General features: G+C 38.3%; 24 protein-coding genes. 7 read left to right on the top strand and 17 right to left on the bottom strand.

Annotated features, from left to right (window positions below):
• Positions 1-30: 30 nt before the first annotated feature.
• Positions 31-1,311 (bottom strand): MFS transporter, encoded by a 1,281-nt coding sequence (locus CH362_RS03500; RefSeq protein ID WP_100708934.1) that lies wholly within the window; start codon positions 1,309-1,311, stop codon positions 31-33.
• 180 nt (positions 1,312-1,491) lie between these two features.
• Here CH362_RS03500 and CH362_RS03495 point away from each other — a divergent pair, with 180 nt between their 5' ends.
• Positions 1,492-3,408: a gamma-glutamyltransferase family protein gene (locus tag CH362_RS03495; RefSeq protein ID WP_100709263.1), complete on the top strand. Its 1,917-nt coding sequence runs from the start codon at positions 1,492-1,494 to the stop codon at positions 3,406-3,408.
• An 11-nt stretch (positions 3,409-3,419) separates the two neighbouring features.
• Complete coding sequence (locus CH362_RS03490) at positions 3,420-4,439, top strand: aldo/keto reductase (protein WP_100708933.1); 1,020 nt, start codon at positions 3,420-3,422, stop codon at positions 4,437-4,439.
• Here the strand turns inward: CH362_RS03490 and CH362_RS03485 are convergent, their stop codons facing one another.
• The 5 genes from CH362_RS03485 to CH362_RS03465 all read right to left on the bottom strand — a co-directional run bounded on the left by CH362_RS03485 (position 4,440) and on the right by CH362_RS03465 (position 9,855).
• Positions 4,440-5,138 (bottom strand): DUF4136 domain-containing protein, encoded by a 699-nt coding sequence (locus CH362_RS03485; RefSeq protein WP_100708932.1) that lies wholly within the window; start codon positions 5,136-5,138, stop codon positions 4,440-4,442.
• Between the two features lie 104 nt (positions 5,139-5,242).
• Positions 5,243-5,932, bottom strand: a complete 690-nt coding sequence (locus tag CH362_RS03480; RefSeq protein ID WP_100708931.1) for a potassium channel family protein — start codon at positions 5,930-5,932, stop codon at positions 5,243-5,245.
• Between the two features lie 12 nt (positions 5,933-5,944).
• A complete protein-coding gene (locus CH362_RS03475) occupies positions 5,945-7,747 on the bottom strand; it encodes a TrkH family potassium uptake protein (RefSeq protein ID WP_100708930.1) in 1,803 nt (600 codons plus the stop codon).
• Between the two features lie 6 nt (positions 7,748-7,753).
• Positions 7,754-8,527 carry a hypothetical protein gene (locus tag CH362_RS03470; protein ID WP_100708929.1) on the bottom strand — a complete coding sequence of 258 codons (774 nt, stop codon included), beginning with the start codon at positions 8,525-8,527 and terminating at the stop codon, positions 7,754-7,756.
• Positions 8,528-8,529: 2 nt separating this feature from the next.
• Positions 8,530-9,855: an amidohydrolase family protein gene (locus CH362_RS03465; protein WP_100708928.1), complete on the bottom strand. Its 1,326-nt coding sequence runs from the start codon at positions 9,853-9,855 to the stop codon at positions 8,530-8,532.
• A 201-nt stretch (positions 9,856-10,056) separates the two neighbouring features.
• On the opposite strand from CH362_RS03465, the gene CH362_RS03460 reads away from it, so the two are divergent.
• Together CH362_RS03460 and gmd are read left to right on the top strand one after the other, a co-directional pair.
• The gene (locus CH362_RS03460) at positions 10,057-11,328 is read left to right on the top strand and encodes an MATE family efflux transporter (RefSeq protein ID WP_244280479.1); all 1,272 of its coding nucleotides are present in this window, start codon (positions 10,057-10,059) and stop codon (positions 11,326-11,328) included.
• Positions 11,329-11,426: 98 nt separating this feature from the next.
• Positions 11,427-12,449, top strand: coding sequence for a GDP-mannose 4,6-dehydratase (gmd, locus tag CH362_RS03455; protein ID WP_100708926.1), 1,023 nt, complete (start codon positions 11,427-11,429; stop codon positions 12,447-12,449).
• On the opposite strand, the gene CH362_RS03450 is transcribed toward gmd, so the two are convergent.
• The 3 genes from CH362_RS03450 to CH362_RS03440 all read right to left on the bottom strand — a co-directional run bounded on the left by CH362_RS03450 (position 12,446) and on the right by CH362_RS03440 (position 14,694).
• Positions 12,446-13,663 (bottom strand): Crp/Fnr family transcriptional regulator, encoded by a 1,218-nt coding sequence (locus tag CH362_RS03450; protein ID WP_100708925.1) that lies wholly within the window; start codon positions 13,661-13,663, stop codon positions 12,446-12,448. The genes gmd and CH362_RS03450 overlap by 4 nt on opposite strands.
• A 96-nt stretch (positions 13,664-13,759) precedes the next feature.
• Complete coding sequence (locus CH362_RS03445; RefSeq protein ID WP_100708924.1) at positions 13,760-14,350, bottom strand: tetratricopeptide repeat protein; 591 nt, start codon at positions 14,348-14,350, stop codon at positions 13,760-13,762.
• Between the two features lie 59 nt (positions 14,351-14,409).
• Positions 14,410-14,694, bottom strand: a complete 285-nt coding sequence (locus CH362_RS03440) for an LIC10235 family protein (RefSeq protein ID WP_010513869.1) — start codon at positions 14,692-14,694, stop codon at positions 14,410-14,412.
• Positions 14,695-15,164: 470 nt separating this feature from the next.
• On the opposite strand from CH362_RS03440, the gene CH362_RS03435 reads away from it, so the two are divergent.
• Positions 15,165-15,764 (top strand): hypothetical protein, encoded by a 600-nt coding sequence (locus tag CH362_RS03435; protein WP_100708923.1) that lies wholly within the window; start codon positions 15,165-15,167, stop codon positions 15,762-15,764.
• Here CH362_RS03435 and CH362_RS03430 read toward each other — a convergent pair.
• The 6 genes from CH362_RS03430 to CH362_RS03405 all read right to left on the bottom strand — a co-directional run bounded on the left by CH362_RS03430 (position 15,757) and on the right by CH362_RS03405 (position 21,188).
• Positions 15,757-16,524, bottom strand: a complete 768-nt coding sequence (locus CH362_RS03430) for a glycerophosphodiester phosphodiesterase (RefSeq protein ID WP_100708922.1) — start codon at positions 16,522-16,524, stop codon at positions 15,757-15,759. The two genes, CH362_RS03435 and CH362_RS03430, sit on opposite strands and share 8 nt — an antisense overlap.
• The gene (locus CH362_RS03425) at positions 16,524-17,342 is read right to left on the bottom strand and encodes a hypothetical protein (RefSeq protein WP_100708921.1); all 819 of its coding nucleotides are present in this window, start codon (positions 17,340-17,342) and stop codon (positions 16,524-16,526) included. Before CH362_RS03425 ends, CH362_RS03430 begins: the two co-directional genes overlap by 1 nt.
• Positions 17,343-17,444: 102 nt before the next feature.
• The gene (locus CH362_RS03420; protein WP_100708920.1) at positions 17,445-17,816 is read right to left on the bottom strand and encodes a phasin-related domain-containing protein; all 372 of its coding nucleotides are present in this window, start codon (positions 17,814-17,816) and stop codon (positions 17,445-17,447) included.
• A 120-nt stretch (positions 17,817-17,936) separates the two neighbouring features.
• Positions 17,937-18,695: a PPK2 family polyphosphate kinase gene (locus CH362_RS03415; protein WP_100708919.1), complete on the bottom strand. Its 759-nt coding sequence runs from the start codon at positions 18,693-18,695 to the stop codon at positions 17,937-17,939.
• Positions 18,696-18,701: 6 nt separating this feature from the next.
• The gene (locus tag CH362_RS03410; protein WP_100708918.1) at positions 18,702-19,721 is read right to left on the bottom strand and encodes a DUF2804 domain-containing protein; all 1,020 of its coding nucleotides are present in this window, start codon (positions 19,719-19,721) and stop codon (positions 18,702-18,704) included.
• Between the two features lie 42 nt (positions 19,722-19,763).
• Entirely contained in the window at positions 19,764-21,188 is a 1,425-nt protein-coding gene (locus tag CH362_RS03405; RefSeq protein WP_100708917.1) for an aminotransferase-like domain-containing protein, read from the bottom strand.
• A gap of 59 nt (positions 21,189-21,247) precedes the next feature.
• Between CH362_RS03405 and CH362_RS03400 the strand changes: the two genes are divergently transcribed.
• Together CH362_RS03400 and CH362_RS03395 are read left to right on the top strand one after the other, a co-directional pair.
• Positions 21,248-22,456: an aminotransferase-like domain-containing protein gene (locus tag CH362_RS03400; protein ID WP_100708916.1), complete on the top strand. Its 1,209-nt coding sequence runs from the start codon at positions 21,248-21,250 to the stop codon at positions 22,454-22,456.
• An 86-nt stretch (positions 22,457-22,542) separates the two neighbouring features.
• On the top strand, positions 22,543-22,950 hold the full coding sequence (locus CH362_RS03395; RefSeq protein ID WP_100708915.1) for an MmcQ/YjbR family DNA-binding protein: 408 nt from the start codon (positions 22,543-22,545) through the stop codon (positions 22,948-22,950).
• On the opposite strand, the gene CH362_RS03390 is transcribed toward CH362_RS03395, so the two are convergent.
• Positions 22,951-23,550 carry a hypothetical protein gene (locus CH362_RS03390; RefSeq protein ID WP_100708914.1) on the bottom strand — a complete coding sequence of 200 codons (600 nt, stop codon included), beginning with the start codon at positions 23,548-23,550 and terminating at the stop codon, positions 22,951-22,953.
• 76 nt (positions 23,551-23,626) lie between these two features.
• Positions 23,627-24,007, bottom strand: coding sequence for a phasin-related domain-containing protein (locus CH362_RS03385; protein ID WP_100708913.1), 381 nt, complete (start codon positions 24,005-24,007; stop codon positions 23,627-23,629).
• Between the last annotated feature and the right edge of the window lie 91 nt (positions 24,008-24,098).

Raw genomic sequence — 24,098 nt, 5'->3', positions numbered from 1 at the left:
ATATTTCCGCGCACACATTGCATTATGATTTTATGATGCAAATTCAGGTGTTTCAGAAAGTTTCCCTTCTTCCTTTTCAGTCGATACTGCAAATATCCCAAGTGCAGTGATCACACATAAAGCTCCTGCGAATATAAATGCAAGATCGTATTCTCCTTGCACTGTTCGGATATAACCAGCTCCAAATGCAGCAACTGCGGCTCCGATCTGGTGAAATGCAACTACCCAACCGAACATTAATCCTACTTTTTCTCTTCCAAATATTTTAGCTGTTAATGCAACAGTAGGAGGAACAGTAGCAATCCAATCTAATCCGTAAAATACCGCAAATATAGAAAGTTTACTCGATTCAGGATCAAATGCTTGGGGTAATAATAATAGAGAGATACCTCTCAATCCATAATACATAAATAACAGAATTTTGTTATTCACTCTATCAGATAACCAACCGGAGCCAACTGTTCCAATCAGATCAAAAATTCCCATCAATGCAAGAAGGCCTGCTGCTCTTACTTCTGGGATCCCATGATCGGAACATGCAGGAACTAAATGAGTTCCTACGAGTCCGTTTGTACTTGCACCACATACAAAAAAACTTCCTGCAAGAAGCCAAAAATTTCTGGATCTCAATCCAACTTTTAGTGCAGAGATCGCTTCCACGAATGGATTTCCGGAAACAGGTAGGATACCATCTTCTTCACTTTTTGCTCCGTAAGGTAAGAGTCCGTATTGTTTAGGAGAATCTTTCATCAAGAAGAATACTGTAGGAAGAAGTATCGCTAATATGGATGCCACTGCATAGACAGCATTTCTCCATCCTTCTTGTTCTGTAAGAGAAGCTAAAAATGGGAGAAAGATGATCTGCCCTGTTGCAGTACTCGCAGTCAAAATTCCCATGAGAAGTCCTCTATGAGAAACGAACCAACGATTGACCACTGTTGCTCCTAAAACCAAAGCAGCCATTCCGGAACCGAATCCAACCATGACTCCCCAAAGAACTACTAATTCCCAATTTGTTCGCATAATCGTTGTTAGTAGTATTCCTGAGATCAATAGCCCAAGTGCAAATACCATAATTCGTTTTATACCAAAACGATTCATGAGTCCTGCAGCGAATGGTCCCACAAGTCCGTACAATAATAAGTTCACAGAAACTGCAAAAGAGATGGCAGATCGATTCCAACCGAATTCTTTCTCAAGAGGAACGATCAGAATTCCAGGCATGGATCTTACTCCAGCAGCAACGATCAAAGTGAAAAATGTAACAATCAAAACGATCCAAGCATAATGAAAAGGAAAACGTCTGCTCAATCTAAGCCTCTTATAACTACGACCGGGAGATCCTTTCGAATTCCCTATCTATGATTTGACTATACTATAATTTAAAAGTTATAAATTCCGTTCATTCCTTTCGAGGCTTTTCAACATAAAAAAACCTTGCTCGATCTTTCGGAAGAATTAGAAAGATCCTCCTGCAGTGAAGAGGAAATCATGAAAAAAATCCTAATGTATTCTTTATCGGGGGTCCTACTCGCCGTCTTAGTTCTTGTAATAATCTATTACGTGACTTCTGGGCCTGGAGAAACCATAAGTTTCCAAGATCCATATCATACAGAAAGACCAACGGCTCAAGGTTCTAAACTGATGGTAGCAAGTGGTCATCCTTTAGCCACCAAAGCTGCTTTGGAAATTTTGGAGAAAGGTGGAAATGCAGCCGATGCAGGAGTAGCAGCTCTTTTAGTTCTAAATGTGACCCAAGGAGAAGAGGCATCTTTTCCAGGAGTGGCTCCTTTACTTTATTATGACCAAGCAGATAAAAAAGTTCATAGTTATATCGGAGTTGGGACTGCACCCGCAAAAGCCACAATAGAATATTTCAAATCTCGAGGACATGAATCCATTCCGATGCTGAAATATTCTTCTCAATTGGTTCCGGCTTCTCCTGATGTGATCGTCGCATTACTCAAAAAATACGGAACAAAATCTTTTGAAGAAGTGAGTAAACCGGCAATTCAAATCGCTGAAGAAGGTTTTCCTGTTCACAGAATTCTAATGAGGAATTTAAATATAGGAGTATTTAAAAGATTAGGTCTTAAATTCCTGCTCCCTTATAATGCAAAAATTTATGTGGGGGATAAATGGTGGAAGCCACTTCATGCAGGAGAAAGATTTAATAGACCTGCGTTATCCGCAACACTGAAAGAGCTGGCAGAAGCGGAGAAGGCCGCTTCTTCTTCCGGAAAAAACCGTATAGAATCACTGGAAGCTTTAAGAGATTATTTTTATAAGGGTCCAATAGCAGACAAGATCGCAAAGGCTCATGAAAAAAACGATGGCACCATGGTTAAATCGGATCTGGTTAGATACAGCGCTGACTGGGAAGTTCCATTACAAGGAAATTATGGGCCTTATACAATCTTCTCTAATCGAACTTGGAACCAAGGTGCAGTTGTTCCGATCGTTCTACAAATTTTAGAAGGTATCGATCTAAAATCAATGGGCCATAACTCTAAGGAGTACGTTCATACAGTAATCCAAGCGATTGAGTTAGCGATGGCGGATCGCGAAAAATATTTTGGAGATCCTGCTTATGTTTCCGTTCCGGAGAAGGGACTACTCAGTAAAGAATACGCTTCCGAAAGAAGAAAACTTCTACAATCTAAAGCGTTTGGGAAAACTCCTCCATCGGGAAATCCATTCTTATTCGAATCTCCTGCAAACGCTAAAAAGATCGCATACCAAAAAGAAAATTCTCTATCAATGAATGAAGAACCTTTCTTTGATCTTACTCCAAGTTTTTGGGAAAGAACAGAATCAGGAAAAATAGGAAGGGATACAACTTACTTAAGCATTATCGACTCTAAAGGAAATTCTTTATCCCTCACTCCAAGTGATTTTCCTCAGTCTCCAATCATAGAAGGCGATATTACTTTAGGAATTAGAATGACCCAATTCAGATTAGATCCGAATCATCCATCTGCTTTGGTTCCTGGAAAAAGGCCTACGATTACGCCTAACGCTTCAATGGTATTTAAAGACGGAAAATTCTGGATGAGTTTCGGAACACCTGGAGGAGATATGCAAACCCAAGCAGTGGTCCAAGTATTCTTAAATTTAGTCGTTTTCGGAATGGATCCCCAAGATGCAGTTAACGCTCCTAGATTCAGATCATTGAACTGGCCCGATGCCTTCTCCCCTCATAAATATTATCCGGGAAGAATAGAATTAGAAGAAGATATCTATAAAAAAGAAGGAAAAGCACTCGAAACACTTGGTTACGAAGTCAAAGAAAGAGAAAAATGGGAATATGACTTTGGGGCTCCTTGTATTTCTTTAAAAGATCCTAAAACAGGAATTTTATATGGCGGAGCCGATCCAAGGAAAGAATCCTGGGCAGAAGGAAAATAAAAGAGGCAAGAATGAAAAAAAGAAGGCTTGGAAAAACAGGGATGGTGGTTTCCGAAATTTGTATGGGAACCATGACTTTCGGCTCCAGTTGCGATGAGAAAGAAGCACATCGAATTTTAAACAAGGCCTTCGATTCAGGAATAGATTTTTATGATACTGCTGAGATCTATCCAGTTCCTCCAGAAGCAGAATATGTTCATGCTACTGAAAAAATTTTTGGGAATTGGCTAAAGACTAAAAAGAGAGAATCTATTTTGATCGCAACAAAAGTTTGCGGGCCTGGGCATGGATGGTTCACTCCTCCAGTAAGAGAAGGTAAGACAGCATTAGATCGCAGAAATATCAAAGTGGCGATCGAAGGAAGTTTGAAAAGACTCGGTACAGATTATATAGACTTATACCAAACTCATTGGCCTGATCATGATTTCGGATTCGAAGAAACTTTAGAAGCTTTGACCGAATTGATAGACGAAGGTAAAGTCAGATACATAGGAAGCAGTAACGAAACCGCATGGGGAACCATGAAAAGTTTAGAAGTTTCTCGCACTAACAAACTTGCAAGATATGAATCTATCCAAAATAATTTCAGCATTTTGAATAGAAGATTCGAAGATGCTCTTTCTGATATTTGCAGAAGAGAACAAATCAGCCTTCTTCCTTACTCTCCTTTAGCAGGAGGAGTATTGACCGGAAAATATAATGGACCTACTCCACCTGAAAACGCAAGATTCACACGTTATTCAAAACTTCCCACAGAAAGACAAAGAAGAATGGCGCATCGTTTTTTGAATGAAGGAACTCTCGCTTCTACAAAAGAACTGATAGAAATTGCAAAGGAAGCGGGGATTAGTGTGACCGCCCTTTCAGTCGCATGGTCCAAACAACATGATTATGTTGCTTCTACAATTATTGGAGCTAATACTGTAGAACAATTAGAAGAAAGTTTAAAGGCATCAGACCTAATCTTGTCTGACGATATTTTGAAAAAGATAGACGAGGTTTCTAAAAAAATTCCTTATCCTATGGGATGATCAATGGCCTCCCCAAACTTCTTCTTCGGAGATAATTTCGTTTTTTTCTCCTGCAAAATTAGGGAATGATTTAAAGAAGCCGGTGATTAGATAAGGGATCACATCGAACATCGGCCCGGATCTACCTTCTCCTTCCACGTTTGCTTTTAAAAGTACGCTGGAAGGAAGTCCTCTATAACGTTTTCCATCGTAGATCACTAACTTAAAGATCACATCGTAAAAATTTTCGTAATAAGGACTTCCACCTGAAATCCTGGAATTACCAAAATTTCCCATAAATGCAAAAGGAGAATATCCTCCTACACTTCCCAAAATAGGAACTGCTGCTAATCTACTGGAAGTTCCGCCATACGAATGATATCTCATCCCTCTTGCACTAGTCCATCCTCCGAAAGCGCCCAGATCGGTTTTACGATCGATTACACTTCCTCTTGGAAATATTAATATATCGTAATGTATCAATTGATCGGCTCTTGAGATATCTACTTCTTTGTAACCCTTCTCCGTAAGTTTTTCGCGAATAAGATCCTCGTTTTCGCGAATGATAATAGGAGGTGCTTGGCCAAAAAAAGGAAGGAATGCGTAGGTTTTTTCGTAGTAACGGATATGGTCTGATCTTTCTACCTCTACCTGGGATTTTACTTGGAGAGGAGAACAAAAATTGCATCCTAATAATAGCAAAAGGATCAGAACTCTCATGGCATTATATTCTTTCGACCGGATCGAATGTAATTTTACTCCCAAATCGGATCGTTTTCATTTAAAATTCTCTAATTTTGTTTAAAAGTTTTGGAAAACGGACCTTAACGTTTTCCGATCATCTGTTCCAGATCTTCTGCTTTTCCAAATAGAACTAAGATATCTCCTTCTGATAATACCAAATTGGGAGAAGGAATTCCTAAAACTTCTTCGTCTTTTCGATCTGATTTTCTTCTGCTTTTTTTGGGTCTTTTGACAGTGATCAAATTTAAATTCCAATCTTCTCTTAGCTTGGCGCCTTGGACAGTTTTGCCTTGCATATGTTTCGGAACCATAGCTTCTAAAATTCTATAATCTTGTCCGAGTAAGGTAACATCTTTGACACTGCTATTTGCAAGTTGTTCCGCCATAGAATGAGCAGCTCGTTCTTCCGGATTGAATAAATTCTCAATCCCTAACATCTGCAATACTCTTTTGTTCAGATCAGATTGGTAACGAGCGAATATATTAATTGCACCGATCTTCTTCAAAGCATCCGCTGTTACGATCAGACTTTCGAAATTATCTCCGATCGCTAAAACTACAGCGTCCATTTCATCTAAACCATGTTCTTTCAATTCAGACTCGTCGGTAGAATCTATCGCAACGCAGTAAGTAGAAAATTCTCTAATACGATCTATCTTGTTTTTATCCTGATCGATTGCAGTGACTTCTTGTCCGTCTTCATAAAGTCTTTTTACGAGTTCTATCCCGAAATCTCCGAGGCCAATGACGGCGATCCTTTTCTTTCTCATTCGAACCTTCCTTTAACCGACCACGACATATTCTTCAGGATACCAATATCTTCTGGGTTTAGGTTTTGGAACAAAAGCCAATAATACTGTTAAAACTCCAACCCTTCCCACAAACATCACAAAGCATAAAAGCAATTTTCCGGGAGTCTCAAATTTAGAAGTAATCCCTCGGGTGAGTCCAGTTGTTCCATAAGCAGAAACTACTTCATAACAAATATCCAGAAAAGGCAAAGGTTTCTCGAAACAGATTAAAAATAAGATGCCCATGAATATTATAAACATAGAAAGTACGATCGCAACAGACGCTCTGGAAAGAGAATTTTCTGCTACTGTTCTTCCGAATACATCCACTCTTTCCTTCCCAGTGAAGAATTGATAAAACTGTAAAACTGCAAGTGCCAATGTAGAAGTTTTGATCCCTCCCCCAGTAGAATTTGGAGAAGCACCCACCCACATAAGAAATAAACTTACGAATACCATCGGGATCCCCATGGAAGAAATATCCAAGGTATTAAATCCCGCTGTCCTTGTTGTGACTGAATAGAATAAAGAATGAAATGCCTGATCATACCAGTTCAAATCTTTCAAACTAAAATTTCTTTCTAAGACCCAGTAGGATATCCAACCAAAAAGTAATAAAAATATAGTGGTGATCAGGATCAGTTTAGAGCCCAAAGAAAAGCGATGCCTAAAAGATTCTCCATCAAATCTAATCTTCTTTAAAAGTTGATTTACTGTAGGAAAACCTAAACCACCAAATACGATCAAGATCATCAATATAGAAAGAAATGAATACGATTCTCTAAAATAAGGTTCTGCGAGTCCTTTAGGAAAAAGAGCAAAACCAGCATTACAAAATCCTGTTATAGAATGAAATACAGATTGAAATATAAGTTCTTTCTGGGAAAACCCAAGTTCTTTAGGAAATGTTAAATATAGAAAGATGGAACCGATTCCTTCTATCGCAAATGTTTGATAAGCAACCTGTTTTAAGATGGAGCCAGCTCTTCCTATAGATTCTTGGCTAAATAGATCCTTGACGATCAGCTTTTCTGTAACTGAAACCTGTCCTTCTAAAACCAATGCAAAGAATACAGTTAATGTCATCAGCCCTAAACCGCCGAGTTGGACAAGGACCATCAGGATGACTTGCCCTGTTCCAGTTAAATCTTGAGAAACATCTATCGTGCTTAAGCCAGTAACACATACTGCACTTACTGCGGTGAAAAAAAGATCCACCAATTGGATCGGCCTTGCTTCTGCTCTAGGAAGGCATAATGCAGCGGTTCCTAAAAAGATCAAGATCGCAAAACTTCCAGTCATCACCAAAGAAGGAGAAATTTTCCCGAGAGAAAGTCTGGCCCTTCTTAAAAAATGTGCAAATCCTCCGAATGCTAAGGTTAATTGACTTACGGATAAAAATAAAAGTACAGCTTCTTCTGTTCTTTGTTGAGAAAGAATAGATTCTATTTTTTCTTCGAAAAAAAACTGCAAGATCACCAGTAAGACAACAAATGTTTCTATCTTATGAAATTTTAAATAGGCGCGATATGGAGTTAATGTGAATAAAAAACTTAAACATTCATAAATTACCAAGTACCAAACTATGGTCATAGTAATTAAACGAAGAGGATGGATCCATTCAGGTGGATAATAAAATCCGTATAAAAAAATAAGTATAAAAAGAGAAATTACTCCTGAGGCTCCGAATATAATTCTTAAGATTGGTTTTATATTCTCTTCGAAGAAGAGTGAGATCCGCCCCCATTCGGAAACCAATTTTTCCTGTAACGCAGGACCAAGAAAAGGATTCATGTTTGATCAGAAACTAGTGTTAAAAAATTCGAATTCCATTCTATATTCGAAATTTCTGGAATAGAATCCGTACCCAGGCATTTGCCTCGGATATATCGTTTCAGAAAGTTTATCGGGCACCGTTGGATTCGGAGTAGGACTCTGCGGTTGGTTCTCCAACTTCATACGATCATAATCTCTCAAATCCAACCAAGCATTTGTAAGAGCTAAGGTAGAAGCCACACCAAATACAATCCATCCTCCCTCGAATGTTTTTTGATAACCTGGCTCTGCAGCAGCTAACGCACCATATGTTACACCGGCAGCGATAGGAAGTGTCATAAAAAATATAATCGAAAAACGACGAAGTCTGGATTCAGTATAAGGTTGAGGATCAGTGCCGAATTCTTCTAATTTTCTTTTGCGATCTCTTGCTTGGTCTTGTTGTCTTTGTAATGCTTCAGTATTCACTTCTCCAGTGACTGGATTAAAGAGTCCATCATCACTTCTACCTTGAACTGGATTCGTAGTCCTTCTAGTTCCTTGGCTTCCTGAAGTGGTAGGCAAACCTGTTTGAAAAGGAACCTGCACGTTTCGAGGATTTACTAAAGTCGGTTTATCCATTTTTGGGGGAATAGAATATTCCCTAAATCCATCAGGAGATTTTTCATCTTTATAATTTCTTAAATTATAATCGTAAGGATCCGAAAAATCACTTTGGTTCTGAGAAAACAAAGGAAAAGAAAATGCAAAAAGTATAGAAAGAGCAAGGAACTTGTTTAATTTAGAAAAAGATCTCATCTTTAGAGAATTGCTCCTTGTCTGAATTCTATTCTTCCGGAAAGAATTTCAGATGTATATTGAAATGAATTCTTTCTGATCTTTTCCAAATATTCGGTATCCAATCCTAAACTCTCAGCCTTATCATATTCTTCTTTGATATTGGTTCCAAAAATTCCAGGATCATCAGTAGAGATTGTAAATTTCAGATCATTACTTGCGAATCTGATCAAAGGATGATGAGCCTTGTCTCTTACCATTCCAATATACTCATTGGAACTAGGGCAAGACTCAATGACTGCATTTGTATTTTTGATCCGATCCATACAATACTCTTGAAATGCCTTTGTTTCAGAGACCAGGTTTTCAGTAACGGAAATTTCTACCTTCTCCTTATGTCGGATCGAATCTAATTCTGATTCTAATCTTTTTTTAGGAGGTAACTCGCCATATTTGGAAATTTCTTCCCAATGATCTAATTGGAATTTTAGAGTATCTTCTCTTTCGGAAACAGGTTCTAAAACTTTTTTTCCAAGATAAGCGTTCGGATCTAAACCAACTGCGATAGCATGTCCAAGTCTATGTGCTCCCCATTCAGCGGCTTCTAGAACCCAACGAGATGCAGAAAGAAGAGTTTTATCTAAAAAAGATTCTCCTACGTGATATAGAACAGTAAGAGCTGTAGAAGTTTCTGCGATATTATCTTTTTGCACTTCTTTCAGAAATCCCCTTTTATCTTTAGGAGGAAAACCTTCTTCAATATAACAAAAATCTAATCCGACTAGATATTTTTTGATGAGGGAATTTTTTTCCATCATCTCTTTTAACATTTCGTATTCTTTAAAAACTTCTCCGTCTCTATGTAAAGAAACTACTAAACGAGATTTTGCCTTTCCGGAAAGTTCTGATTCTGCTTCTTCAAAACCCTCGCAAGCAGCCAAAGTTTTTGAATAAATTCCCTCATACGTATCGAGAGGGGAATACATAATACGATATTCTCCGAACACAACGCCTTCTTCGTATTGATCCTTGGTGATATGTTTGGATACAAATTTGATCTCTTGAGGATCGAATTTAGAAAGTGCAATGATCAAATTGAACTTTGCTTGGAACTCAGGAAAAGGACCTTGATGATTAAATAAATAGATCTTCTTAAAATCTTCCAAAGACTTATGATCTTCGAAGAATGTTTCAGTATTGATGGACTTTCCGTAAAGTTCTTGGAAAGGTTTTGTAAAAATTTCCCAACGAGGAGATGGATTATTCAATCCCATCTGCCTAAGAAGTTCAGGTTTCAGACTACCGTATAGATGATTATGAAGGTCTGCAAATCCTAGATTCGAATCCATGTATCTTCTACGCTTTTAAGTCATCCTAACTCTATCGTTACGGGGATAAACCGTTTTTCATGGAAAAAATGTTGTTTGCACAACCCTCCTCTCAAAGCTGGAAACTACTTGGTTCCTTTATATAAAAAAATACTCAAACTATATCGCCCTAGTCGATTGAACGTTAAAATCCTTTCCTTAGCATTGCCTGTTGTTTTCGGAATGCTTAGCCAATCTTTGGTTTGGATTACGGATACTGTGATGGTCGGATATCTTGGCCAAAATGCAATCGCAGCGATAGGTATTGGTGGAACTTCTTATTACACTCTCGTTGCATTCCTAATCGGATTTTCAATGGGAGTTCAGATTATAGTCGCGAGAAGGTTTGGAGAAGGTAAAAGATCCGAAATAGGAAAAGTAGGAGTTTCTACACTTTATCTTTCTTTACTCTTAGGAAGTTTCTTATCTATATCCGGACCTTGGGTTTCAGAATGGATTATGTTTTGGGTCGGTCCTGAAAAAACAGTCAATGCACTCGGAACCGATTATTTATATTTTAGATTTATAGGAAGTGGGTTTTACTTTTTAGGATTTTGTTTCAGAGGATTCATGGATGGTCTTGGATTAACCAAGGCAGGTTTTGTTTCCATGGCAGTAACCACTATCGCAAACATAATTCTTAATTGGATACTGATCTACGGGAATTTAGGATTTTCTCCTATGGGAATCGGAGGAGCAGGACTTGCGTCTTCGATAGCCGGATTTGCAGGATTATTGGTATTTCCTATATTCTTTTTTTATTATAAACTTGGAAAATATTTCGAAGGAGTAAACCTTCTACCAAGCAAAGATCATTTAATAGAAATTTTTAAAGTAGGAATACCTCCAGGCTTTGAAGAAGGATTAGTCAACGTTGCATTCGTGATCTTCTCCAAAATACAAGGATTGATCTCTGTGCTCGCAGTTGCTGCATCCAATGTTTTATTTTCTACATTAAGTTTTGCATTTTTACCTGGATACGCATTTGGAGTGGCGGCCACAACGATCTTAGGACAGGCAATGGGGGCTAAAAAATATAAATTAGCATATCATTCTGCATTTCGTTCCGCATTCATTTCTGCGCACGTAATGGGATTTATAGGTTTATGTTTTATCTTCTTAGGAAAGATCATCGTGTATGCGATGACCAGAGACCAAGCCTTGGTAGAAGAATGTTATCCTGTGCTCTTATTATTAGGAGTTATCCAGATCGGAGACGCATATCATATGGTGATTGGTGCGGCCTTGAGAGGAGCCGGTTTGCAGAACTATGTCTTTAGGATCTATATTCTTCTCACCTATCTAGTAATGCTTCCGTTGGCTTATCTTTTTGGGATCGTATGGAAAGGTGGGACTCTTGGGATCTGGGCTGGTATATTCGTTTGGATTGCATCACTTTCCTTTATTTTCATCTATGAATTCAGAAAGAAAAATTGGGTAAAAGGGACAGTTTAAGCCCTTGTTGGAAGTCCTACAAAACTTGGAATTTCAGACCAGTTTGATAATCTAATCCTTCTTGCCCCAATAACAAAGCCGGGGTTTTTGGTTCCAGAATGAAAAAGGCGCTTATTACAGGGATCACTGGACAAGACGGATCCTATCTTACCGAACTTCTTTTGGAAAAAAAATACGAAGTACACGGGATCGTCCGCAGAACCAGCTCTTTAAACCGGGATCGTATCGAACATCTTAGAGGGAACCCTCACCTTTTTCTACATTACGGAGACTTAACCGATTCCAGTAACCTAAACAGGGTTTTAGAAAAAGTCCAACCAGACGAAATTTATAATTTAGCAGCTCAATCTCACGTAGGAGTTTCTTTTGAAGTTCCTGAATACACTGCAGAAGTAGATGCGGTCGGAACTTTAAGAATTTTAGATGCAATCAAACAAACTGGAGTGAAGTCCAGATTCTACCAAGCTTCTACTTCTGAATTGTACGGAAAAGTCCAGGCAGTTCCTCAAGACGAAAAAACTCCATTCTATCCGAGATCACCTTACGCAGTCGCAAAATTATATGCATATTGGGCAGTTGTGAATTATAGAGAAGCATTCGGATTACATGCTTCTAACGGAATTTTATTTAACCATGAATCTCCAAGAAGGGGAGAAGGTTTCGTAACCAGAAAGATCACCCTTGGAGTCGCTGGACTCGTTTCTGGAAAAGGTGGCCCGATCCATTTAGGAAATATTGACGCAAAAAGAGACTGGGGTTATGCACCAGATTACGTAAATATGATGTGGATGATGTTACAACAATCAGAGCCGGATGATTACGTAGTAGCAACCAACGAAACACATACAGTTAGAGAATTTATAGAAGAATCTTTCAGACATCTAGACATCCAAGTAGAATGGAAAGGAAAAGGTGACCAAGAGAAAGGTTATAATAAAAAAGACGGAAAACTTTTAATCGAAGTAGATCCTAATTTTTACAGACCAACCGAAGTGGACCTTTTGATAGGTGATCCTGCAAAAGCAAAAGCAAAACTTGGTTGGGAACCTAAAGTTAAATTCAAAGAACTAGTAGAGATCATGATCAAAGCGGATTGTAAAGCTGCTGGGATTAATATCTAAGCGCGTTTTTTGATCTTAGCGTCTATCTGTGATTTTTTACGGAACGCTTGTACTAACTTCTCTAATTCAACAAGATCCGTGCAGGAAATTTTCCCCTGATCTAATTTGATAAATTTGTTTTTAGAGATCAGATCCAGAACCAAGTTCTCATCCTTAGGATAAGACAATCCTACCATCTTGATCAAGTCTTTAGTACCGATCTCGAAATTGTAAGTAGACTTAGGAATAACCTTAACTCTATTTTTTTCCACAAGAGTGAGTAAAGTATCAGCGACCCTTCCTTGAGGATCAGAAATAAGTAAGTTAGCCAGCTGCTTATAAGCTGTCCAAATCCTTTCAGAAAGAAGTGTGATCAGCCTAGTTGCCAATTGTGGCTGGGCCTTAACCATTCCCTCAAAGTTTGCCTTGTTAATCGCAAGGAGTTGAACTTCTCCCCAAGCAATTGCAGAAGCGGATCTAGGTTTATTATCTAATAATGCCATTTCTCCGAAAATGTCCCCACTTTGTAAAACAGCGAGAAGCACTTCGTTGGAATCCACGATCTTAGTGATCTTTACTTTTCCGTGTTGGATGATATATAATTCTCTACCAGGTTCGTGCTCGCAAAAGATCATTTCGTTATCGCCGTATGCACGGTTAAACTTAGTATAATCTATCGGAGGAGGAGCAACAGGTTGATTGACTGTTTGTAATTTCAGTTTTGCCTGAGTAGCAAATTGACCATTAGGAAGATATTGCAGATACTTTTGGAAAGCGTAAGCAGCATGAAGAGTGTTCTTCTGGTTGAAGTAATATTCTCCGATCGCGAATAACTGATTCGGATCTTCTTCGATAGCTGTGCGGAAAGACAGACGTGTGATCGTAGAGTCGAACTGTCTGAGTTTCATAGAGAAGTAGCGAATGATCTTCATTGCTACCGGAGTATTTTTTTGGATCAGAGTCCCGAACTGATCGTAACTTACTTGAATTAAGGAAACATCAGTGAGAGCAATTGCGGATTCGATCTGAGCGTGCTGACTCATTGCAGCAACCACTCCGAAAAAATCCCCAGGTCCCAAAAGTTGATTTGGATCCTCGCCTACCACTTGGTTTTCGCGGGTAACTCTGACCTTGCCCTGTCGGATAATAAAGAAATTATGAGCTTCTTTCTTGCCTTCGACGATGACATAGGACCCTTTCGGGTAATTCACGATTTGAAAGAAGCCGTTGGACATACTTACCAGAGATTAAAAAATTCTTCCGTGGGAATTCAACTATAAACTAGTATCGGCTCGCAATGTGGGAATTCGGACTGAAATCCGAGTATTTCCTTATTTTTCGCGACAAGATTCCCCTTCCGGAGAAGATTCTTCCCCTTCCGAAAGTAGATCGATACCTGAGAATTCCAGGGCGGCTTTTTCTGCCATTGCTCTGGAGTAAGATTGTCTGCAAATAGAGGAGAAAATCTGCTTCGCCTGGTCGATTTCTCCCATCTTAGCCAGAAGGCGCCCGGCTTCCAAGTAGGATTCTAACCCAAATTCTCCAGTCGGTTCCATTTTATAAAGGTCCAGACTCACTTCTAAAGCTTTTTCGGGACGATCCAACTTCAGAAAACAATCTTTAAGAAGGCCAAGCACCCTGTTTTTTTTAGGATTTCCCGGATAAAGAACCAGGAAGTTACGAAGACTTTCCGCTGCCTTGTAAAAGCGACGGTCCTTATAAGCTTCTTCAGCGATCCTAAACAAAATGTCAGGATCAGAAGGTCCTTGTTTGGAAGGATTTTCCCCTTGGCCAAATGCAGAGAAGGAGAATGAAAAAATAAGAAGAAATAAGACTAAAATTCGGGAGAGGCCAAATGTTTTAGAAGAAGCGTTTGAGAAAAAGGGAAAATGTATGCCCTTAAAATAAAATCCGGAAAACAAGAGTACCTACCAGAGCTACGCTCTATATAGATTATCTGTCGTTTTCCGGATTTTATGAATTACTTTTTTTTATCTATTTTCTTACGGTGGAATTCGCAGAGGCGATATAACCTGCCAGTAGAAGGATTTTTTTTACCTACTTTAGTGCCGCAGACGATACAAAGACCTTCTTTCCTTCTCCTTTGATAAAGGAGCTGAACCCTCTCCGCCCCAGACAGGTTGTATTTACTAACCTGAATGCGAAATCCTTTGTAGAGGTAATTACCTATCGCTTCAACAGCTTGAGTTTTTACCCCGGCGATGATCTTTTCCAAATCATCGTTAGTGACTTTCTTTGGTTTCATAAATGTTAACTGACGTAACAACAGTTATATTCTTACAGAGTTCGTAAAGTGTTTTTAATTTTCCGCATAACACAGCATAAAATTTTTTGACAAAACTTGCATTAGGTTACTGTTTTTTTAATAAATTTCTTCGTCTGGGGATTCTCTGTTTCGGCTAACGATTAACAATTAAAATAATCGATTATTTCGCCCGGGGCAACGTTAAGTCGTTTTACATCAATTCTCAATAAATGTGGAAATTTATTTCCAAAGCGCTGACATATAACGGATGTTCCATTAGACGATTATAGTAAACCGAAAAGGATTAAGCTAACGATGAAAAGCCGAGCCTTAAGGGATAAAGAAGGGGATATTATACCTATATAAAAATTCGTTACTTGAAGGCTCGAACGCCAAAATTGCATTTTTTAACGATAGATTTTTTTCAGAAAATAAGTCATATTATATGGCAGATCGGTTTTAGAATTATTATGAAAACAATTGTTCATATATTGATGATCTTTCTGGTATTCTCCCAATTAATATCTTGTTCTAAGTCGCCTCAAGAAAAAGTAAAAACGATACTTTCAGACGCACAATTAAACGAAGAAGAAAAGATCAAAATGGCCGCATTCGCGTTATTCGGCGAGAGGCTGAAAGAAATTGATCTAGTCAAAGTCCAAGACGAGAAGGGATCTAAATTCGAAGTTTATTTAGGATTCGGCGGAACTTCTGCACTTACGTTCTTAGGCTCAGAAAAATATTCAGATCATATGAAATTGGAATTAGCTCTTGGAACTTATAAATTTCTGCAATCTTTACAGAACTTTCGTTTTGGAAAATATAGAATGAGTCTCATTAAACCTTTCTTCATTAAAAATGGAGAAGCAAGAGGCGCAGAAGAATTTGAGATCTATAGATTCAGAGCAGAAGGAGAAGATCTAAAGAACGTAGTCGGATTCAAAGAAACTGACGCATTCTCCTCTGATCATTATGATGTTCCTTCTGAAAAGGTAGTAACAGTTTTAAAAAATATGATAGATCATTGGCAGGTAGAACTGGACCAATTTGCAAGAATAGAGATCAAGTAAGCAAGGATCTCATTCTTTTAGGATAATTCGTAAAGATCCCATCTACTCCTAGATCAATACCGAACTTCAATTCTTCTTCCGTATTCAAAGTATAAACTAAAACTTTAAAACCTTCTTTTTGGATCTTGGAAACTGTTTCCTTGTCCAATCCCTTTGCGGAAAGATTTAAACTAAATGCATTCAATCTAAAACCAAGTTCCAATGCTTCCATCCAAGAAGAAGTTTCTTCTCCGATCAAGATGCCAAGTTTTGCCTCTACGGATAATTCTCTAATACGCGCTAAAGAATCCCAACAGAAAGAAGAGAATAAGGTTTTATAAAAGAGAGAATTCTTTTTTGTATAATCAATCAGTTCTTGTTCGATAGGAGTTTCAATCGGGATCTCTTCGTAAGCGCCAGATTTGATCTCCACATTTAGTCCAATATTTTTGGACTTTAAATAGTCCCAGACTTCCCAAAGATCCGGTACCTTCTCCCCTTTAAACCTTTGGTGCTTCCAAGATCCAGCATCCGCCTTACGGATCATATTAAATGGAAGAAGTTTCACTTCTCCTTTTTGATCCGTAGTCCTATCCAATGTATCATCATGGATGACTACAATCTTTCCGTCGGAAGAATGAATGATGTCTAGCTCGATCCAATCTGCCTTGAGTTCCCAGGCGTTTCGAAAAGAACTCATTGTGTTTTCAGGATATTCTCCGCTATCTCCTCTATGAGCGATTACCCAAGGTTTAGGGAGAAGGAATGGATCCGAATTCATTAGAAGGCCCAGCCTACAAAAAGATTTAGGCCAAAGCTAGAACCCGGCAATCTTTCTGAATTCTGATAAGCATACTTTCTATATAATAGATCTCCAATACTTGCAGTTCTATCTGAATAATAAAGATCGGAAGTGGAGAATGAATTATGATAAGGAGCATACCAACTCCATACACCTTCCCATCCTAAAAAGAAACCGGATGTAGTTTGGAATCTGAATCCAACACCGAAGCCCGCATAATTCCTTGGACCGGAACTATAAGAATCTTTTTCAAAACGATATGTATTACCTGCAGATTCCCAATAGAGAGCAGTTTGGTTTTTTTGGTAATGTTCCCTTCCTAACCAAAGAGAAACAAAAAAAGGAGAATCGGCAATGAACCTTTGGACAAAGAGCGCTCCTCCCCAATACTTCTCTTGGTGGTTTCTTAACCTTCCGTAAAAATCATGAGGGGGAAGAAAATAAGAATAAGCCGTATCATTATCAAAACGATTCACATAATTATTAGTATAACCATTGATCCCGATTGCCCATTGGGAATCCAACATCCTGGCAACCTGCAAAGAATAATACTTTTCGGAACTTCCAAATCCAAAACCACCTATCTGGTTCTTGAACTTTTCTCTAAGTTCTGACTGGCTTGGTCCTGTTGGAGTTTTTTCAGGAGGAAGTCCATTCATAGGACTGGGTTTCTGCTCTATAGTTTTATCAGGAGAAGGTTCCGTAGTTTGGGTCCAAACCTGCGAAGATACAATGAATAGAAGTAGAACAGATAAAATTGGGGAAAAAGGTGAGGCTGATTTTGGACGGGAGAACATCCCTAAGCAAAGACACCCGAAAGAAGAAAATGTCAAGCAGTGGAGACTGAGAGGAAGGAAGAAATTAGCAGGCGAGGTTTCCCTGCGCCCGCTCGTCGGAAATTAAGCTTTTCCTTTTGCAGTAGCTTTGATTGTTTCAGCTACTTCGGTCAATTTTGCTTTAACAGCGTCTAATTGGCCTTCTGGAACGCGTTTTTTGATCTCTTCGGAGATTTGATTGTACTTCTCAACGATCTTACCACGAGTTTCTTCGTAGTTTTTGCCAGCAACGGTGGAAACTTCTTTGATTTCGTTCAAAAGTTTATCCACAGACTCGCGAATTTTTACAGAACCTTCAGAATTGTCTGCAGCACCTTTAGCTACTAATTCTCCGTAGGTTTTTTCTAAATCCACTTTCGCTTTGTCTAATCCTTCTTGTCCAGATTTCAAAAGTCCGATTCCAGCATTAAGAATGTCCAACAGTTGTTTTTCCATTTTTCTCTCCTTTTCCGCCACACCTTTAGTGCAGCGCACAATCCATTCATATTGCACCGCACCATAGAGGTCAACCCCTAAATTACAAAATTTTAGAAAAAATTGAAAAAGAAAATTAGGTCAGATCTGGGCTGGTTGGACTTCCAGCTTGGGATATTTGAGATCCATATCTTCCAATTCTTTACGAACTGACTTGGCGATCAGATAATCTCTATACCATTTTTTGTCAGAAGGAACGATCACCCAAGGAAAACTCTCCTTAGAATGGGAGAATATCCACTCATACGCGTTTTGGTACTTTTTGAAATTTTTATGAGCCTCTAGATCGCTTGGATCGAACTTCCAATTCTTTTCAGGATTGGATAATCTCTCTTCTATCCTTTTAATCTGTTCCTCTTGGGAAATATGTAAGAAAAATTTTAAGATATGAGTATGGTTTTCTTCGGATACAAACTCTTCAAAAGAATCGATAAACTCTAACCTATCTTTAAGTCTATCCTTAGATAAACTTTCATAAACGAAAGGAACCAGAATATCCTCATAATGAGAACGATTGAAAATCTGGATCCAACCCTTCCCGGGAAGTTCTTTATGAATTCTCCATAAAAAGTCATGGCTCAATTCTTCTTGCGTAGGAGCCTTCCAAGCCTTGCATGTGCAACCCAATGGGTTTAATGCGGAAAAAAGTTTTTTAACCGTTCCGTCTTTTCCGGAAGCATCCACTCCCTGAAGCACGATGAGTAATGATTTCTTTTTACCCGCAAAAAGACGGATCTGTAACTCTTCTATCCTTTCTAATTCTTTCAGACGAAGTTCTTCCGCTTCTTCTTTGGAAAGATCCTTGTCCGGTTCTGTGGAATATTCGGAAAGTTTAATCATTCTAGCCTACCAGCGAGCGATATGATCTTCTGCCCAACCTTGTCCGCTTTCAATCCTAAATTCACTTTTGCCTACCCGGAAAACACCATCAAAACTTCCAATCATTTGATTCACTTTAGAAGCAATCAAACCCATATTAGAATAAGCTTTTCTGTGAAAATCAGGAGTAAATACAAGCTCCACTGCCTTACTTTCCTTGGAATAGATCATCCAAGGTTTTTTTGGATCTTTTTTATCGAATTCAAAAGCGATGACAGAAGGAATTTTATAAATTCTACCATTGATGAGAAGTGCATTTTCAGTGGTTCCTGTTCCGTCTGTCCAGCCACCACCTAAGTTCATTCCATAAACTTCATTTCCGCCAGGGCGATAAGACATAGATGCCCAATTCCATTTACTGAAATAAGGCCAAACGCCTCTTCCGTAATCCAGGACCCCAAATGAATCCCTAGGATTGAATTCATATGATTTAGAAGCAGTTGTAACTTTTCCCTTTGCTCCTAATGCGAATAATTTGTGAGTGAATTGAAAACGATTTCGATTCCAAGGAACTACAACATTTAAACTTTCCCATTGATTAGGAATATCTAATGTGATATCTGCCTGGATAGCTTTTTTAGTTCCCCTTAAAAAATCCACTTTGATCTTGTAATTTCCATCTTCGTCGATATGGAAATCTAAAAATCCTTCTTTACCTTCGTAACGAGCGTTGCTGGAAACTGTTTGCCCAAGCAAAGTTCCCTTACCAAAAGGAGTGATAACTGTGGCCTCTTGGAATTCGCCGGTCCTTCGATCCAACCAATAACAAAAGATCACACCTGCGTAATCAATATCGGAAACAGTGAAAGAAGCTAAAAAGTTTTGATCGTAAAAACACCAGTAATTCCATTTTTTCTTACGAAGCCAGTGGCCTTGTACATTACATCTATGTAAGGGAGTTTTGGACCAGCCAATCGCATTCCGATTCACTCTGCCGGAAGGGTCACATAAAATAGTAGGTTGTTGGATTTCTGTTTCTAAGTTCATGCTCTCAATGGACAATAACTCGAGCCTGTACGGACCCACAATCTAAATTTCTTTTGCAATTTTTCCTAGAGTCTGGATAGCAGAGATCACCTTAGGTCCCATTAAAACTCCTGCATTAATTCTAAAATTATTCACATACTTGCCAGAAAGAGAAAAAAGATTTCCTGGAACAAGACTGATCTTCTTCTTTGCAGCTTGGAATCTAAGAACTCTAGAATCTTTTCCTTTAGGAAGTTCTATCCAGAGAAGAAAACCTCCTTTCGGAATTGCGACCTTGGTCCCCTTTGGAAAATATTCCAAAAAAGAATCTGCATAAGAAAGTACCAAACCTCCTAACCTTCGTCTAAATTCTCTTAAATGTCTTTCGTGAGCAAGAGATCCTATAAAATAAGAAGATGCAAGTTGAGGTATCGCAGGCAAAGAAATTGCCTCAGCTAAACGAAGACGTCTAGCATTCTCTACTTTAATCTGATCACTGATCATCCAACCAATCCTAAGACCTGGATTCACCGATTTAGAAAGAGAAGAAACCTGAGTTACAATACCTTCCATATCTAAAGATAATAAAGAAGAAGGACGAATGCCTCCGTTATGCTGCAAGTCCCCATAAATATCGTCCTCAAGAATCTTCACACCATACTTAGAAGAAATTTTCAGAAGTTCTTTTTTAGATTCTAAAGGCATAAGACTTCCGGTAGGATTTGAAAAAGTAGGAATTGTAATTAAGAACTTAGGAGATTCTTTCCTTATTACGGAAATATAAGATTGAAGATCTAAACCAGTAAAAGGATCCGTAGGGATCTCAATCGCTTTTAATTTTAACTCGGAAAGAATTTGGTATAAAACGAAATGAAGAGGACTTTCTACCGCTACCTTATCACCAGGTTTTGCAGAAAGACTCAAAGCCAAAAACGCAGCCTCTGAACAACCCAATGTGATAAACACTTCCTCAGGACGAACTCTTCTTTCTTTACCAGAAGAACGGATCGCGATCTTTTTTCTAAGTTCTAAAATTCCAGCGGCATCAGAATATTTATAAACCTGAGAGTCTTTTAAGGATTTCTTATATGATTTCTGTAAAGAAGAATAAGGTAGAAATTGAGGATCAGGGACCGCTGCTCCAAAAGGAATAAAACCAGGATCTGCAAGTTCAGACATCAAAGAACTCACCTCTTCGGGAACAGAAGGATTTGGAACTCTTACTGGTTTTTCTAATTTGTATTTAGGATAAAGTTCCGGCCTAGGAAGAACAAAATATCCAGACCTTTCTCTTCCGCTGATAAAACCTCTTTCTTGTAGAATACCAAAAGCCTCCACTGCAGTAGAAAGATTACATTCCTCAAATAAACAGATCTTTCGCAGAGAAGGTAATTTGGAACCTGGAGGAAATTCTCCAGATTCTATCCTTCCCATCAAAGAATTTGCGATCTTAGAATATTTAGTAATAAGCCTATCTGTATCGGTCATAAAAACAATTTCTGTATCTGTATGGTAAGCTCAACTTAATGTATAAATAAAATAAGAAGATGGGCAAGTTAATTCTAGAAAATAGTTCCGAAATTTTCAGACCTTCAGCAAGGACCGAAAGAACTCCTGCATCGGTTACCAGGGATATTTTGAAGGTAATCGATACACCAGGAATGATATCATTCGCGGGAGGACTTCCTGATGATTCTTTATTCCCTATCCAAAATCTGAAAAATATTTTCGAAACTTCCGTTTCAAAAAAAGGTGCGAAACTATTCCAATACGCAGATACCCAAGGACATTCCGACTTACGTGCGTGGATTGCAGATAGATATTATCCAGGTTCTTCTGCGGACGAAATTCTTTTGACTTCCGGGTCCCAACAAGCACTGGATCTACTTAGTCGTTATTTTATTGAAGAAGGTTCCCCGATACTTTTAGAAAAACCAAGTTATCTGGGAGCCATACAAGTATTCTCATCTTATGCTCCATCTTTCATAGGGATCAATTATGGAGAAGAAGGTCCGAATATTGAAGAATTAAAATACACATTAGCGACTTCTTCTGAAAAACCTAAATTCTTTTATTGTATTCCCGATTTCCAAAATCCTTCTTCATATTCTTATTCTTTAGAGATTAGAAATTCTATTTCAAAATTACTCTTAGAAAATGGAGTTCCTATTTTAGAAGATACTGCTTATAGAGAATTATACTTCGAAGAAGTGCTTCCTCCTTCCTTATGCGAGATAGGCCCAGGACATACGATCTCTATTGGAACATTCTCCAAAACACTTGCGCCTGGATTAAGAGTTGGATGGATCAAGGCTCCTAAAATGGTCCTAAAGGATCTAATCATACAAAAACAATCCATGGACTTACATTCACCTACTCTAAACCAAGAATTAGTCTATGGATTTGTATCTTCTTCTAAATACGAAGAACATCTATCATTGATCCGAAAAACCTACCAAAAGAAATCGGAGCATACATTTGAATGTTTTAGGAATAATTTCGGAGATTCACTTCCATTACAAATTTCTAAAGGAGGATTATTCTATTGGTTGGAATTCCCACAGGACATCAATACGAATCTTCTTTTCAAAAAATGTTTAGAAAAAGGACTCGCTACGGTTCCAGGATCTTCTTTTTTCGTTGGTGAACCCGAAAGAAATCATTTGCGCTGGAACTTCTCCAATGCTTCCCAAGAAGAAACAAAACTTGGAGTAGAAAGATTATTTCAAGTTTATAAAGACATGGCTGGAGTTTAGAATAATCTCTCTGAACAACCTGCTTTTAAATTTAGATTGCGAAATTGTATTCGAGGATATATAATCCTTCTTCCCTAAGTACTAAAATGTCGGATCATATTTCAGTCCCAAATACAATTCTATCCAAACTTCGGTTAATTTGTTTGGATCTTCCGGAAGCTTATGAAGAACAGGCTTGGATTGGAACTCGTTGGTGTATCAAAAAGAAAAACTTTGCCCATGTATTGATGTTGCAGAATGGTTATCCTCCTGCTTATGCAAAGGCTTCCGGCCTAGATACTGTTACTTGTTTATTAACTTTTCGTTTTTCTCCTAAAAAGTTAGATGTTTCTCGATTTAAACAATATCCATTTTTTAAACCGGTCTGGTGGGAAGATATCATCGGACTTGTAATCGATGAATCAGTGGATTGGGATGAGGTAGAGGTTCTATTAAAAGAAAGTTATTGTCAACTTGCGCCTAAGAAATTAGCGGAGATGGTGGATGGACGGTAATTAAAGAAATTTTTTGTAATTTTTAACAAAACCTTTTTTATAAAAATAAGTAAAAACATAAATTTTATTCGGCAGACTTTTGATTTCTAAGAAATTCTTTCCTTCAACTTGACCTTGCTCATGAGCAACTATTAAATATCTAGTACATGGAATAATTCCGACTGCCTCACCCTGATCAACATATTGTCCAGCAGGTTTACGTGGAAAAAATTTCCGTTTTCCATTTCCGAGTATAGTATATGGATATTTAAAATTATAAGATACTAATAACTGAGCGGCATTGCCGTTTAAAGTAAAAGAATATTGTTTCGAGCGATCCAAGTCTAAACCGCAAATCTCCCATAACAAATAGTCAGCATCCTTCTCGAGATCCGTTGGGTTATTATAAAAAATTAATTCCTGATTATTCTGATCTCGTAATAGCAGAGGTAGCCGATCTGTCTCAATAAAAAAAGCTTCCGAGGAATAATACCCTCCACTTACTAATAAAGAATCAAAGTAATCAGTTTCACCGTTGGAATATAGTCTCTGTCGACTATCGATCCCCGCAGAAATTAAATCATAATCTCTTAATATAGAAGAACATTCAGAAAGTAACAAGAAACAGAGAAGAAGAGGGAAAAATTTTCGGCGGGAGGAATCCCCCGCCGATATTGGGAGGTTCAAAAGGCTTTGATTAAGCAGTTTTTTTAGTTGGAGCAGCAGTCTTTTTAACTGTCTCAGTAACTTCGCTAAATTTTGCCTTGATAGCTTCGATTTGTTCAGCAGGAACTAATTTCTTAGCTTCTTCTGCAATCTGGTTATAAACTTCAAGTGCCTTAGCGCGAGAATCTTCGTAAGTTTTAGTAGCAGCAGTAGATAATTCTTTAGCTTCGTTTAAGAATTTGTCTACGAACTCGCGAACACGAACAGATGCTTCGGAATTGTCGGAAGCGCCTTTAGCTGCGAGTTGTTCAAAACTCTTAGTAAATTCTGCTTTCGCTTTATCCAGACCTTCTTGTCCACTTTTAACCAAACCAAGACCTGCGTTCAGTACATCTAGAATTTGTTTTTCCATTTTTAGCTCCTTGGCACACCGTTGTGCGGCGCACAATCCATTTGTAGTGCGTAGCACAAATGCAGTCAACCAAAAAACGAAAAAAAGTTTC

This window comes from Leptospira saintgironsiae (assembly GCF_002811765.1).
Taxonomy (GTDB): Bacteria; Spirochaetota; Leptospiria; order Leptospirales; family Leptospiraceae; genus Leptospira_B; species Leptospira_B saintgironsiae.
The sequence above is the reverse complement of the archived record's forward strand: the minus strand, read 5'-3'. Positions and strand labels throughout refer to the sequence as shown.